Origin of the sequence: Streptomyces sp. enrichment culture (assembly GCF_964273145.1) — a bacterium.
Lineage (GTDB): Bacteria > Actinomycetota > Actinomycetes > Streptomycetales > Streptomycetaceae > Streptomyces.
In genome coordinates this window covers 202,590-215,606 of the sequence record NZ_OZ186873.1, presented here as the reverse complement: position 1 = coordinate 215,606, position 13,017 = coordinate 202,590, and the positions used below count along the sequence as shown (strand labels likewise).

The following is a 13,017-nucleotide window of genomic DNA, read 5'->3' as shown; positions in this document are numbered from 1 at the left end:
GGGAATCGACGGCTCCCGCCGGCGCGCGACGACGGCGCGGCGGACGCGCGTGCCGGACCGCGCGTCCGCGGCGTGATCCGCACGACGGCCCCGCGGCGCCCCGGCCCTCCTCGCCGCACCGGCCGAAAGCCCGGGTGCGTCCGGTACGAGGGGGTCCGGGCCGGCACACCGGGAACACGCACCGGACGCCGTTGCCCGCCGCGGCACTAGGCGGACGCCGGCAGCACGTGGTCGCCGGTCCTGTCCGTGCTCAGGCACAGGGAGCACACCACCGCGTCGTGGGCGACGCAGGCGGTGAGGTCCGGGCGCTCGTAGGACCGGCGGCAGACGTGGCAGTCGTAGGTGACGGCGCTGGGGTTGCCGTCCGCGTCCAGCAGCGGCTCGGCGATGCCGTCGTCGCCGCGGCGCAGGTAGTACCGGCCCCCGGTGGCGACGGCCGTCAGCGGGGTCAGGACGAACGCGATCAGGGCCGCGGCCACGGGGGAGTACGGCTGGAGGGCGTCGCCCAGGAGGTGGAAGTACATCGCGATGGACAGACCCGAGGCGGCGACGAAGGACACCACACCGACCGGGTTGACGGCGTACAGCATGCCGCGGCGGAACTCGGGCGCGTGCGGGGACAGCCCCAGCACGTACTTGTTGACCAGGATGTCGGTCGCGACGGTGACCACCCAGGCGATCGCGCAGTTCGAGTAGAAGCCGAGGACGCCGTTGAGGACGCTGAACATGTCGGCCTCCATCAATGTGAGCGCGATGGCCAGGTTGACCAGGACGAACACCATGCGGCCGGGGTAGCGCCGGGTGACGCGCGTGCAGGAGTTGGTCCAGGCGAGGGAGCCGGAGTACGCGTTGGTCACGTTGATCTTGATTTGGCTGATCACGACGAGCGCCACGGCCAGCGGCACCACCATCCAGGACGGCATCATCGCGTCGAAGGCCCCCTGGAACTGCCGGATCGGCTCGGGTGCCGCGGCCGGCCCGGCCTCGGCCAGGATGTAGACGGCCAGGAAGACGCCGATGGCCTGCTTCAGGGCGCCTAGCACCACCCAGCCGGGACCGGCCATGATCACCGCGGTCCACCAGCTCCGCCTGTTCGCCGCGGTCTTGGGCGGCATGAAGCGCAGGTAGTCGATCTGCTCGCCGATCTGCGCGATGAGCGACAGGCACACGCCCGCGCCGAGCAGGACGGAGGCGGTGTTCACGCCGCCCTCGCCGTCGGTGCCCGCGTAGGAGAGGAAGCGGTCGACGGTGCCGGGGTCGGTGGCGACCAGATGGACCAGCGGGGCGACCATCAGCAGCAGCCACAGGGGCGTGGTCCACACCTGGAGCTTGCTGAGGGCCTTCATGCCGTAGATCACCAGCGGGATCACCATGAGGGTGGAGACGGCGTAGCCCAGCCACAGCGGCAGGCCCAGGCCGAGTTCGAGGCCCTGTGCCATGATCGCGCCTTCGAGGGCGAAGAAGATGAACGTGAAGCTGGCGAAGATGACGCTGGTGAGGACCGATCCGTAGTAGCCGAAACCGCAGCCGCGGGTGATCAGGTCGAGGTCGATGTTGTACCGGGCGCCGTAGTAGGAGAGCGGGAAGCCGGTGGCGAAGACGACGGCGGCGGCCACGGCTATCGCGATCAGCGCGTTGCCGGTGCCGTGGGCCAGTCCGATGCCCGCCCCGATGGAGAAGTCGGCCATGTAGGCGATGCCGCCCAGCGCGGTCGTCGCCACGACCATCGGACTCCAGCGGCGGTAGCTGCGCGGGGCGAAACGCAGGGTGTAGTCCTCCAGCGTCTCCTCGGCCGCCTGGTCGGCCGCGGCCCGGGTCGTCTCCGGCCTGGCCGCCGACCGTGTGTCAGTCGTGCTCATGTCACATCTCCTGGAGTGGGTGCCGGGGTGCCGGACGGCCCCCTCGGCGTCGTCGGCGGGACGGGGGAGCGGCGGGTGCGCCGCGCGGGGATACGGGCGTCAGCGCGGGACGGACGCCTCCGCCGGGCGCCCGCCGGCGCCGCACGGCCGCCGCGCCGGCGGACCGGTGCGCGGCTGCCGCGCGCACCCCTTCCGTCGCGCGCGGCACCCCGGTGCCGCGCGTGCGGACAAGCGTGCGAACGGCGGTGTATACGGTTGTGCGCCCATGGCGGGACACCGTAGGAAGTGCTCGTTACCCGGAAGTCCCGCCTGCCGTGAACGAGCCGTTACGGAAGCCTCACCGCGCTCGGCGGGCCGCGGTCACCGCCGTCCCGGTCCGCACCCGGGAGCGGACCGGGACGGCGGTCGTGCCGCGGGCGTGCGGGGGCGGACCGTGAGGTGCGGGCGGCGGGTGGTGAGGGGCTGGCGTGCGGCACGCCCCCGCGGTGGCGGGCCCCCGGGTCCTCCTCCCCGGTCCCCACCAGGCCGACGGGACCGATCCGGCGGTGGCCCGCGGCGATCAGGCGGCGCGCGGTGACGGCCGAACCACACCCTCCACGCCGCCCCGGCCCTCGCTTCGCGGGTCCGACGATCGCCGCTCTGCCCGTGACCGTCGTCCTCCTGATCGGACAGCGGCACCTCGTCCGCGGCCCCATCGGCCGGCATCGGCAAAAAGCCGCCGAGCGGCACGGCCGGCGGCGGCATCATGACCGGCATGGAAACCTTCGTCCTCCCTCCCGCACGCACCGGCGAGCACCACCTGCCCGACGGCAGGCGCCTGGGCTGGGCGGAGTGGGGCCCGCCGGACGGCGTCCCCGTCCTGCTCTGCCCGGGAGCCGCCACCAGCCGTCACCTCGGCTTCGGCGGACAGGCCGTGACCGAACTCGGGGTACGGCTGATCTCCCTGGACCGGCCGGGCCTCGGCGTCTCCACCCCGGCACCGCGACGTACGCTCGCGGACTTCGCCGAGGACGTCCGCCTGTTCGCCGGGCACCGGGGCCTGGGCAGGCCCGCGGTCGTCGGCAACTCCCAGGGCGCCCCGTTCGCCCTGGCCTGCGCCGCGGCCGGGGTGGCCGGCGCCCTGGCGGTGGTCGCGGGTGCCGACGAGGTCGCCGCCCCGCACTTCGCCCCGGCGCTGCCCCCGGACCTGCGGTGCCTGGTGGAGCTGATCCGGACCGACCCGGGCGCCGCCGAGGAGGTGTTCACGGGCTTCACCCCGCAGGCCATGTGGGACATGGTCATGGCCGGCAGCCCGGCCGTGGACCTGGCCGTGTACCGGGAGGAACGCTTCGCCGCCGCCTACCGCACCGCGCTCGAGGAAGCCTTCGCGCAGGGCGCCGGGGGATACGCCCGCGACACCGTCCTCGCCATGGGGCGGTGGGACATCGACCTCTCGGCCGTCACCGTGCCCGTGGACGTCTGGTACGGCGCGCAGGACCGCACCCACTCACCGGACCGGGGGCGCACCCTGACGTCCCGCATACCGGGTGCCGTGCGCCACGTCGTCCCCGCCACCGGCGGCGCCGTCCTGTGGACGCGGGCCCGCCCCATCCTGCGGTCCCTCCTGCGGCACGCCCGGGAAACGGGCTGACGGCCGCGGGGCCGGTGGAGCCCCGGCTCCCCGGCTCACCGGGCTGGTCCCCGGCGCGCCCGGGGGCCGGGCCCTGGGCGGTGGACCGGTGGGGACGGCCCCTGCCGGAACGGGACGCCCCCCTTGCCGGAACGGGACGCCCCGGCCGGCCACCGACGGACCCTCACCGCACGCTTGCTTTTGACCACCGCGTGACAGATAACTCTGTCGTCGGCCCGAAACAGGCGGGCGGGCCGGCCCCGGTGTGCTCCTCACCGCCCGCGGCGGCATCGCCCGTCCGGCCGGCCGGACGGCCCCCGCGGGGAACCACCGGCGGCGGTCCCCGGACGACGGCAGGGGAAGAGATGTCACAGCGCAGTGACCTCCGACGGCGCAGGGCCGCCCTGGAGGACGAGTGGTCCCGCTGGGTGCCGCGGCTGAGGACGGCCACCGTCTCGCCGTGCGGCGGAGCGCTGCGGCCGGAGGTCACCGCCTCGTGGGCACGGTCCCTCGGCAGCGTGGACCCCGCACGGGACAGCGCGCCGGCCTGCGGCGGCCGGACGGTGTCCGAGCGGTGGGCCGCCTCCCCGCTGCGCCGGCCGGTCCACGACCTGGCGGGCGAACTGCACAGCATCGCCCACGACGCCGGGTTCGTCACCGCCGTCACCGACGAGTCCGGCACCATCCTGTGGACCTGCGGCGGGCGGACCATGCGACACCGTGCCGAGCGGGTCAACTTCGCGCCGGGAGGCCGCTGGGACGAGTCCGCCATGGGGACCAACGCCCTGTCCCTCGCCCTGCGCACCGGCCGCCCCAGCACCGTCTTCTCCGCCGAGCACCTCGTGACGGCGCTGCACGGCTGGGTCTGCTACTGCGCGCCGGTGCGCGGCCCCGACGGCCGCGTCCTGGGCGTGCTGGACCTGTCCACCACCTGGGACCGCTCGCACCCGCTGGCCATGTCCACCGTGCGTTCGCTGGTCACCGCCATCGAGGGCAGGCTGCGAACCGAGTCCCCCACCCGGCCCGGCGCGGCCGCGCCCGGCCCGGTACGGCTCACCTGCCTGGGCACCGGGCGGGCCGAACGCGACGGCGCCGCGCTGCCCCTGCGCCCGCGTCAGCTGGAGATCCTCACGCTGCTCGCCCTGGAGCCGCGCGGCTACACGCCCGAACGCCTGCGCGAGGCCCTCTACGGCGACCGGCCCGTGACCGCGTCCACCTTCAAGGCCGAGATCTCCCACCTGCGGCGCGCCCTCGGCGGCGGCATCGCCCCCCGCCGCTACGCGCTGACCCTCCCGGTCTCCTGCGACGCCGCCGACGTCCTGCGCGCCCTGGAACAGGGCGACCTCACCACCGCCCTGCGCCACTACCGGGGACCGCTGCTGCCCCGCTCCGAGGCACCGGGCCTCGTCGAGTGGCGGGCCCGGCTGGAAGTCGCCGTACGGGAGGCGGTGCTGGCCGGACCCCGGCCCGAACACGCCCTGCGCTACGGCGCCTGCGCCCCGTACGACGCCGAAGTGCACGAACACGCGCTGCGCCTGCTCCCTCCCGGCGACCCGCGCCGCCCGATCGTGGTCGGCCGGCTGCGCACCGCCCTGAACGACTGAGATCCGGCCCGACGTCCGCCGGCCGGCGCCGCGCCGACCTCACGCCAACCTCACGCCAACCTCGCGTCGGCACAGTGAACCGCGTCGCGGCGGCCCGGACCGGCCGCCGTGCCACCGCACTCGTCATCCTCCGAGGAGAGCCGCCATGGTGTACGCGCAGCCCGGGACCGACGGCAGCATCGTCGACTTCGCCCGCCGCTACGACAACTTCATCGGCGGGGACTGGGTCGCCCCCGCCGAGGGCCGCTACTTCGACAACCCCTCGCCGGTGACCGGCGAGGTCTTCTGCGAGGTCGCCCGTTCCTCCGCCGCCGACGTCGAACGCGCGCTGGACGCCGCCCACGCCGCCGCCCCCCGGTGGGGCCGCACGTCCGCCGCCGAGCGCGCCCGGGTGCTGAACCGCATCGCGGACCGGATGGAGGAGAACCTCGAGAAGATCGCCGTGGCCGAGACCTGGGAGAACGGCAAACCCGTACGCGAGACCCTGGCCGCCGACATCCCGCTCGCCGTGGACCACTTCCGCTACTTCGCGGGCGTGGTGCGCGGGCAGGAGGGCAGCATCGCCGAGATCGACGCGGACACGGTCGCCTACCACTTCCACGAGCCGCTGGGCGTGGTCGGCCAGATCATCCCGTGGAACTTCCCCGTCCTGATGGCCGCGTGGAAGCTCGCCCCCGCCCTCGCCGCGGGCAACTGCGTGGTCATCAAACCGGCCGAGCAGACCCCGGCCAGCCTGCTGCTGGTGATCGACCTGATCGCCGACCTGCTCCCGCCGGGCGTGGTCAACGTCGTCAACGGCTTCGGGGTGGAGGCCGGCAAGCCCCTCGCCTCCAGCCCGCGCGTCGCCAAGGTGGCCTTCACCGGCGAGACCACGACCGGCCGCCTGATCATGCAGTACGCGAGCGAGAACATCATCCCCGTCACACTGGAACTGGGCGGCAAGAGCCCGAACATCTTCCTGCCGGACGTGGCCGCCGCCGACGACGACTTCCTGGACAAGGCGGTCGAGGGCTTCGTGATGTTCGCGCTGAACCAGGGCGAGGTGTGCACCTGCCCCTCCCGCGCCCTGGTCCACTCCTCGATCTACGACGACTTCATGGCGCGCTGCGTCGCCCGCACCGAGGCCATCACCGGCGGGAACCCGCTCGACCCGGCCACCATGATCGGGGCGCAGGCGAGCAACGACCAGTACGAGAAGATCCTCTCCTACATCGACATCGGCAGGAAGGAGGGCGCCGACCTCCTCACCGGCGGCAACCCGCGCACGGTCAGCGGCCTCGACGGCGGTTACTACATCGAGCCGACCATCTTCCGGGGCACCAACGACATGCGGATCTTCCAGGAGGAGATCTTCGGCCCGGTCGTGTCGGTGACGATGTACGACTCGGTGGACGAGGCCGTCGAGATCGCCAACGACACGCTGTACGGCCTCGGCGCCGGTGTGTGGACCCGGGACGGGAACACCGCCTACCGGCTCGGCCGCGCGATCAAGGCCGGACGGGTGTGGACCAACTGCTACCACGCCTACCCCGCGCACGCGGCCTTCGGCGGCTACAAGAAGTCCGGCATCGGCCGCGAGACCCACAAGATGATGCTGGACCACTACCAGCAGACGAAGAACCTGCTGGTGAGCTACGCGCCGCAGAAGCTCGGGTTCTTCTGATGGCCGCGCGGGTGACGCGGGTGGAGCTGACCGGGGCCGCCGAGGAACTGGTACGCAGCCTGACGCGACGGCACGGGCCGGTGATGTTCCACCAGTCGGGCGGCTGCTGCGACGGCAGCGCCCCCATGTGCTACCCGCGCGGCGAGTTCCGGGCCGGCGGCTCGGACGTCCTGCTCGGCCACGTCGCCGGTGACACGCCGTTCTGGATGAGCGCCGATCAGTACGCCCGCTGGCGGCACACCCATCTCACCGTCGACGTGGTTCCGGGCCGGGGCGGCGGCTTCTCCCTCGAAGCCCCCGACGGCGTGCGTTTCCTGCTCCGGTCGCGGTTGCTCACCGATGAGGAGCGGCAGCGGGTGGACGCGGAGCCGCCGCTGCCGAGGGGGGACGGCCGGGAGACCGCCTGACCGTGCGGTGCCGCGGAGCGGACGGCGGCGGCAGGGGAGGGGGTGGGCGCGCAGCCGGGCGCCCACCCCTTTCCGCGTACGGGAACCATGCCGCCGCGACGGCCGTTCACCCGAGGGACCGCGAACAGCGGGACGAGGACCGGGGCCTGACGGGCAGCGGCAGAGACAGAGGTGCACCAGTGGCGATGTGGGACCGGCTCAAGGACCAGGCCAAGAATCTCCAGCAGGCCCAGAGCGCCCGGGCGGCAGGGGGGCACGGCGCCGCCGGACCGGGACCCGGCGGCGGGCACGGCCGGGGACCGGGTGCCTCCACGGGTTCCAAGGCCCAGCTGATCGGCCTGCTGAAGTCCCAGCTGGCCTCGGCGCGGACCGAGCTCAAGAGCGGTGCCTACCGGGACGCCGGCATGGCGATGTGCGCCCTGGTCGCCGCGGCGGACGGATCGGTGGAGCCGGCGGAGCGGCAGCGCGTGGAGGAACTCATCGTCTCCAACGAGGTCTTGCGGAACTTCCCGGCCGATCAGCTCCGGCAGAGGTTCAACCAGCACATCGACCGGCTCCTCGCCGACTTCCCCACGGGCAGGGCCGAGGCGCTGCGGGAGATCGCCAAGGCGGCCAAGAAGCCGGTGGAGGCCCGCGCGGTCGTCCAGACCGGCATCGTCGTCGCCGGTGCCGACGGGTACTTCGGGCCCTCGGAGCAGGCCGCGGTCCGCGACGCCTGCGCCGCCCTCGGCCTGTCGCCGGCGGAGTTCGGCGTCTGAGCGACCGTTCACGGCGCACGCACCGCGACCGCCGTCCGCGCCGCCCGGGCGCGTCTTCCCGGGCCGGGCGGCGCACCGCCGGGGACGCGGGGAGGTGCCGAGCGGCACCCGCCCGGCCCGCCCGGCCGGGGGCAGTCACCGCTCTTCGGGCAAAGGCCGGGCGACTGCAGCCGCTCCGGTCCGGCCGATCGCGACCTGGCAGGCTCCTGGCCGGCCCGGGCCTCCCCGTGGTCCTCGGCCACGAGGCCGCGGGCACCATCGTCGAGGTGGGCGCCGCGGTGGACAACCTGCGCGGCGGTGACCGCGTGGCGCTGGAAAGCCACCTGCCGTGCGGCCGGTGCTTCGCATGCCGGACCGGGGACGCCCACACCTGCGATCACACGCAGATCCTCGGCATGCGCTTCGGCGGGGTCTTCGCCGAACGCGTCGCCGTGCCGCACCGCATCTGCGTCCCCCTTCCCGACGGTGTGCCCCTGGAGACCGGCGCACTGCTGGAGTCGGCCGGGGTGGCGGTACACGCCGTTCAGCGAGCCGGCTGCTCGGTGGCCGGCCGCGGCGTTCCGGTCAGCGGCGCCGGGCCGGTGGGCATGGTCGTCGCGCGACCGGCATCGCTCATGGGCGCCGCCTACGTGATCGTGATCGAGCCGAATCCCTGCCGTCGCGCCGAGGCCGAGCGGTTCGGAGTGATCACGATGGAACCCGGGGACGGGGTCGCCGAACGCAGCCGTGAACTGAGCGGCCACCGCGGAGGTGCCGACGTGGCCTTCGAATGCTCCGGAGCACCCTCCGTACTTCCCCCCTCTCTTCGACGCCGTGCGGCGAGAGGGCACGGTCGTGACCGTGGGACACCCGGGCCGGCCGGTGGCGATCGACGTCGCTGCCCAGATCAACAAGCGAGGCATCACGCCGCGCGGCATCTTCGGCCGCCGCCTGTGGGAAACCTGGGAGCAGACGCTGCTCCTGCTGAACTCCGGTCGCCTGGACCTGGACTGGCTGATCACGCACCGACTGCGACTCGGCCAGGTCGACGAGGCGATCGATCTACTCACCGGGGATGCCCGCAAGGTGCTGTTGGTCCCGGGGCTGGGCTGACGCTCCGGTACCGGTCGTCGCCCGGGTGGCCGACGCAGGCGCGCTCCCGGCCGTCGCCGCACGCCGCACCGGCCACGGCGAAGGGGACGGTGCGAACGGCGGGGTGCGGGCGGCGGGCCGGTCGGACCGCCGCCCGCACGTCCGGATCAGCCGACGATCGGCGAGACGGCGACGCAGCCGGCGACCTGGACCGCGCCCGCGCCGGACTTCTCGGCGATGGCCTTGCCCTCGTACACGATCTTGCAGGAGAGCTTTCCGGAGTCGTCGGTGAGGTTCACGGCCACCGGCATGACGGTCGGCGCCTCGATGCCGCGCAGCGTCACCGTCTTCTTCCACGGCAGCGTGGGGTTCTGCACCGACTCCAGTTTGGGAGCGGCCGCGTCGCCGCCGCCCGCGTTGTACTCGATCGAGTCGACCTCGTCGCCGGTCACCTCGTACGTGACCTGGTACTCCTCGTTGATCTGCTTGTCGACTTCCTTGTTCACCTCTTCCTCGACCTGCTTGGTGGCCTCGTCGGCGATGCCGGAGCAGGCGCCGAGGCCGAGGACGAGGCCGCTCGCGACGAGCGCGGAGGCGACGGAGCGGCTGATGCGGTTCATACGGGACGACCCCCCAGGTCACGCGGACTGTGCATGCGCAGACAACAGTAAAGACGGGGTCAAGTCAACTTGTCGCCAGCCGGTGTGGCACCTCTGGCCGGTGTGGTCGCACCGCGGGTGAGGGCCGGCGCGAAGGCGCCGGCCGGTCCGGCACCGGGGCGCTCCCGGCCGGCCGTGCGGACCGCGCGGTCCGGGGCACGGCCGGGGAAGCCGTCCCGCGGATCAGTTCGCCGCGGGCGTGACGGCGCGGTCGGCCGTCTCCTTCCGGGGCCGTACGGTCATCAGCAGGGTCCGGGGGCGTACCGTGGCCCGGGCCACCGGGCGCACGGACTGCCCCCGCAGGTCGAGCCGTACCCGGCGGACGATCGTCGCGATGGCGGTGACCAGTTCGGTCAGCGCGAACCGGTCGCCGATGCACTTGTGCTTGCCCGCGCCGAAGGGGAGGAACGCCCCGGAGGGAGGCGGCTGCTCGCTGTCCAGCCAGCGGTCGGGGTCGAAGACCTCCGGGCGGGGAAACAGGGCGGGGTCGCGGTGGAGGGCGTGCTGGCAGTACGCGAGTTCGGTGCCGGCGGGCAGCGTCCAGGGGCCCAGGCGCGTATCGGTGACGGTCCGCCGGGTGACGAGCCAGCCGGTGTGGTGCAGCCGCAGCGTCTCGTCGATGACGCGCCGCAGGTACGGGAGCCGGGTGACGTCCTCGAAGGTGACCGGCCTGTCGCCCAGGACCTCGTCGAGTTCGGCCAGGACGCGTGCCTCGATCCGGGGGTGGCGGGCGAGTTCGTACAGGAGCCACGACAGTACGGAGGCGGTGGTCTCGGTGCCGGCCACGGCCAGGGTGAGGATCTCGGAGCAGATCTGGTGCCCGGTCAGCGGCCGGCCCGTCCTCTCGTCCGTGGCGCGCAGCAGCAGGGAGAGCATGTCGCCGGTGTCGTGCCCGGAGGCCTGGAGTTCGTCGACGGCCCGCTGGACGGTGGAGCGTACCGCGTTCCGGGCCCGGTCGAAGCGGCGGTTGAAGGGCAGGGGCAGCCTCTCCGCCCAGTCGGGCAGCATGATGCGGGCGCCGACGCCGTTCATCACGACCGACAGGTCGCGCCGCAGACGGCGGAAGGTGGCGTCGTCGAGGCTGCCGGCGAACACGGTCTTGGCGAGCATGTCGAGGGAGAGTTTGACCATCGCCTCCCGCACGTCGAGGGTCTGGCCGGGTCTCCAGCCGTCGACGGCCGCGGTGACCTCGTCGCGCATGACGTCGACGTAGCGGGCGATCTCCGCGCGGGCGAAGGCGGGTTGGAGCTGACGGCGTTTGCGGACGTGATCCTGCCCGGCGGCGGTGACGACGGAGTCGCCGAGCAACTGGCCCATCTTCTCGAAGAAACGGCCCTTGTCCAGACCGGGACCGAGGTCGACGAGCATGGTGCGGATGAGGTCGGGGTCCTGGACGATGACGGTGCGGGTGCCCGGCTGGAGGGTGATCTCGACCAGCGGGCCGTAGTCGCGCCTCAGCGAGGCGATGAAGCCGAGGTTGTCGCGCATGAGCTGTATCGCGTGACCCAGCAGCGGAAGCGATCCCGCCGCCCTGGGTATGGGGGGAGGCGCTACGAGCGTCACGAGGGCTCCCTTCGAATCGATCATGGGCGCCCTATGGCTTCCCTGGTCCTTCCCCCGCGTAATCCGGCGGGAAGCGTGGTCTGCGCCACGGTGTTCCCGTCGGAGGGCGGGCAGGCACCCGGCGGTCCGAGGGCGGAAGCGCCGGTGCCCGTGACGCACGAGGCACCGGCCCGGCGATCCGGTGCCGCGCGGCACCGGGCCGCGGCCCCTGGCCCGGCCCCGGGGGCGGCCGCCGCCCGGACGCCTTGGACGCCCGGGCGGGATCGACACCGACGGCCTCGGTCCCGCGTGCGGTCGTCCGATGTCCTCGCCGGGCCTGTTCGAGGCGGTCCGGGCGGTGGAGGTGGAGCGGCGGGGAATCTGGGCGCCCCACACCTTCGACTCGTTCCCGACGGTGACGTCGAGGACGACCCAGGCCTCCGACCACGGCGCGCTGTACGCGGACCTCGACGTGTGAGGCACGGGTCGGCCGCGGTGGCGAACCGCCCGGGGGCCCGCCGGAACCGCCGCCCGTCGCGTCCTCACCCCGGTGGGTGAGGACGACGCACGGGCGGTCGTGGGAGTCCTCGGCGAGACCGTGTGCCGCGAGTGGCCCCGCGGGCCATCGGCGGTCCTGTCGGCGCGCCGTCCGCCGGGACGCCGCAATTTCCCGGGGGCTGGTCCGTCCTGCCCTTCCCCGGGCATCCCGGGCCGGGGGAGGGTCTATGCCGGAGCACCGGAGCGCGTATGCGCCTTTCGCCTGGAGGGTGAAGCATGGGGAGAGGGAGTGATCCCCTGTCCGAGCGGGGCCGAGGAGGTGACCGACCGTGGGTCTCGTACTGCGTCCGGGTACCGCGGACGATGCCGCGGAGTGCGGGAGGATCTGCTTCGAAGCCTTCGCCGGGATCGCCCGCGAGCACGCTTTCCCGCCCGATGTGCCCAGCTCCGAGGTCGGTGTGGCGTTGATCGGGGCGGGACTGGCCCACCCGGCGTTCTACAGCGTCGTCGCCGAGCTCGACGGACGGGTCGTGGGGAGCAACTTCCTCGACGAGCGCTCACCGGTCGTCGGGGTCGGGCCGATCACCATCGATCCCGCCGTGCAGAACCGGGGTGTGGGCCGCCGGCTGATGCGGGACGTGATGGACCGGGCCGTCGAGCGCGGGGCGCCGGGGATCCGGCTGCTGCAGAGCGGGTATCACAACAGGTCGTTCTCGTTGTACACGAGCCTGGGGTTCGTCTTCCGGGAGACGGTCGCCTGTATGCAGGGGCCGGCGGTCCTGCGCGCGACGACCGGGTTTCCCGTACGGGAGGCCACCGGTGCGGACCTCGCCGCTTGCAACGAACTGTGCCGGCGGGTCCACGGCGCGGACCGCGGCGGCGAAGTCGCCGACGCGCTCGAACAGGGCACGGCCCGCGTCGTCGAACGTGCGGGGCGGCTCACCGGTTACGCCACGGACCTGGCGTTCTTCGCGCACGCCGTGGCCGAGACCACCGCGGACCTCCAGGCTCTGATCGCCTCGGCACCGGCTTTCGGCGGTCCCGGCATCCTCGTTCCCGCCAGGAACACTCTGCTGCTGCAGTGGTGTCTGGCCAACGGTCTCCAGGTGGTGCAGCTGATGAGCCTGATGAGCATCGGCCTCTACTCCGAGCCCGCCGGGGCGTACCTGCCCTCGGTCCTCTACTGAGCAGGACGCGCACAGGGCTGGAGGAGCCCGAGCGGTCACGGGCGGCCCACCGGTCGTCAGCGGCCCCGGGCACGCCCCCCGGCCATGAACGATCACGGCATCGGGTGGGCGTGCCGCCGGATCGGCGAGGACGGTGCGATCACACGCGTGCGCGGCGTCA

General features: G+C 73.5%; 11 protein-coding genes and 1 pseudogene. 9 read left to right on the top strand and 3 right to left on the bottom strand.

From position 1 onward, the window contains the following. Positions 1 to 206: 206 nt before the first annotated feature. Complete coding sequence (locus ACSU6Z_RS01000) at positions 207 to 1,859, bottom strand: purine-cytosine permease family protein (RefSeq protein WP_437041912.1); 1,653 nt, start codon at positions 1,857 to 1,859, stop codon at positions 207 to 209. A gap of 754 nt (positions 1,860 to 2,613) precedes the next feature. Here ACSU6Z_RS01000 and ACSU6Z_RS00995 point away from each other — a divergent pair. The 7 genes and pseudogenes from ACSU6Z_RS00995 (at position 2,614) to ACSU6Z_RS00965 (ending at position 8,992) form a co-directional block, all read left to right on the top strand. Beyond that, the gene (locus ACSU6Z_RS00995; RefSeq protein WP_437041909.1) at positions 2,614 to 3,489 is read left to right on the top strand and encodes an alpha/beta fold hydrolase; all 876 of its coding nucleotides are present in this window, start codon (positions 2,614 to 2,616) and stop codon (positions 3,487 to 3,489) included. Between the two features lie 344 nt (positions 3,490 to 3,833). Next, positions 3,834 to 5,072 (top strand): transcriptional regulator, encoded by a 1,239-nt coding sequence (locus tag ACSU6Z_RS00990; RefSeq protein WP_437041907.1) that lies wholly within the window; start codon positions 3,834 to 3,836, stop codon positions 5,070 to 5,072. A 145-nt stretch (positions 5,073 to 5,217) separates the two neighbouring features. After that, the gene (gene adh / locus ACSU6Z_RS00985) at positions 5,218 to 6,735 is read left to right on the top strand and encodes an aldehyde dehydrogenase (RefSeq protein ID WP_437041905.1); all 1,518 of its coding nucleotides are present in this window, start codon (positions 5,218 to 5,220) and stop codon (positions 6,733 to 6,735) included. Beyond that, positions 6,735 to 7,142, top strand: coding sequence for a DUF779 domain-containing protein (locus tag ACSU6Z_RS00980; RefSeq protein ID WP_437041902.1), 408 nt, complete (start codon positions 6,735 to 6,737; stop codon positions 7,140 to 7,142). Before adh ends, ACSU6Z_RS00980 begins: the two co-directional genes overlap by 1 nt. Positions 7,143 to 7,321: 179 nt before the next feature. After that, positions 7,322 to 7,900: a tellurite resistance TerB family protein gene (locus ACSU6Z_RS00975; RefSeq protein ID WP_437041900.1), complete on the top strand. Its 579-nt coding sequence runs from the start codon at positions 7,322 to 7,324 to the stop codon at positions 7,898 to 7,900. Next, positions 7,858 to 8,715, top strand: a pseudogene (locus ACSU6Z_RS00970) (alcohol dehydrogenase catalytic domain-containing protein); the annotation flags it as partial. The gene ACSU6Z_RS00975 and the pseudogene ACSU6Z_RS00970, both read left to right, overlap by 43 nt. A 19-nt stretch (positions 8,716 to 8,734) precedes the next feature. After that, entirely contained in the window at positions 8,735 to 8,992 is a 258-nt protein-coding gene (locus ACSU6Z_RS00965) for a hypothetical protein (RefSeq protein ID WP_437041897.1), read from the top strand. A 146-nt stretch (positions 8,993 to 9,138) separates the two neighbouring features. On the opposite strand, the gene ACSU6Z_RS00960 is transcribed toward ACSU6Z_RS00965, so the two are convergent. Both ACSU6Z_RS00960 and ACSU6Z_RS00955 read right to left on the bottom strand, forming a co-directional pair. Then, a complete protein-coding gene (locus ACSU6Z_RS00960) occupies positions 9,139 to 9,591 on the bottom strand; it encodes an MmpS family transport accessory protein (RefSeq protein ID WP_437041895.1) in 453 nt (150 codons plus the stop codon). Positions 9,592 to 9,813: 222 nt separating this feature from the next. Beyond that, entirely contained in the window at positions 9,814 to 11,217 is a 1,404-nt protein-coding gene (locus ACSU6Z_RS00955; protein WP_437041893.1) for a cytochrome P450, read from the bottom strand. Positions 11,218 to 11,494: 277 nt separating this feature from the next. Between ACSU6Z_RS00955 and ACSU6Z_RS00950 the strand changes: the two genes are divergently transcribed. Next, on the top strand, positions 11,495 to 11,650 hold the full coding sequence (locus tag ACSU6Z_RS00950) for a hypothetical protein (RefSeq protein ID WP_437041891.1): 156 nt from the start codon (positions 11,495 to 11,497) through the stop codon (positions 11,648 to 11,650). A 349-nt stretch (positions 11,651 to 11,999) separates the two neighbouring features. After that, positions 12,000 to 12,857 carry a GNAT family N-acetyltransferase gene (locus ACSU6Z_RS00945; RefSeq protein ID WP_437041889.1) on the top strand — a complete coding sequence of 286 codons (858 nt, stop codon included), beginning with the start codon at positions 12,000 to 12,002 and terminating at the stop codon, positions 12,855 to 12,857. Positions 12,858 to 13,017 lie beyond the last annotated feature (160 nt).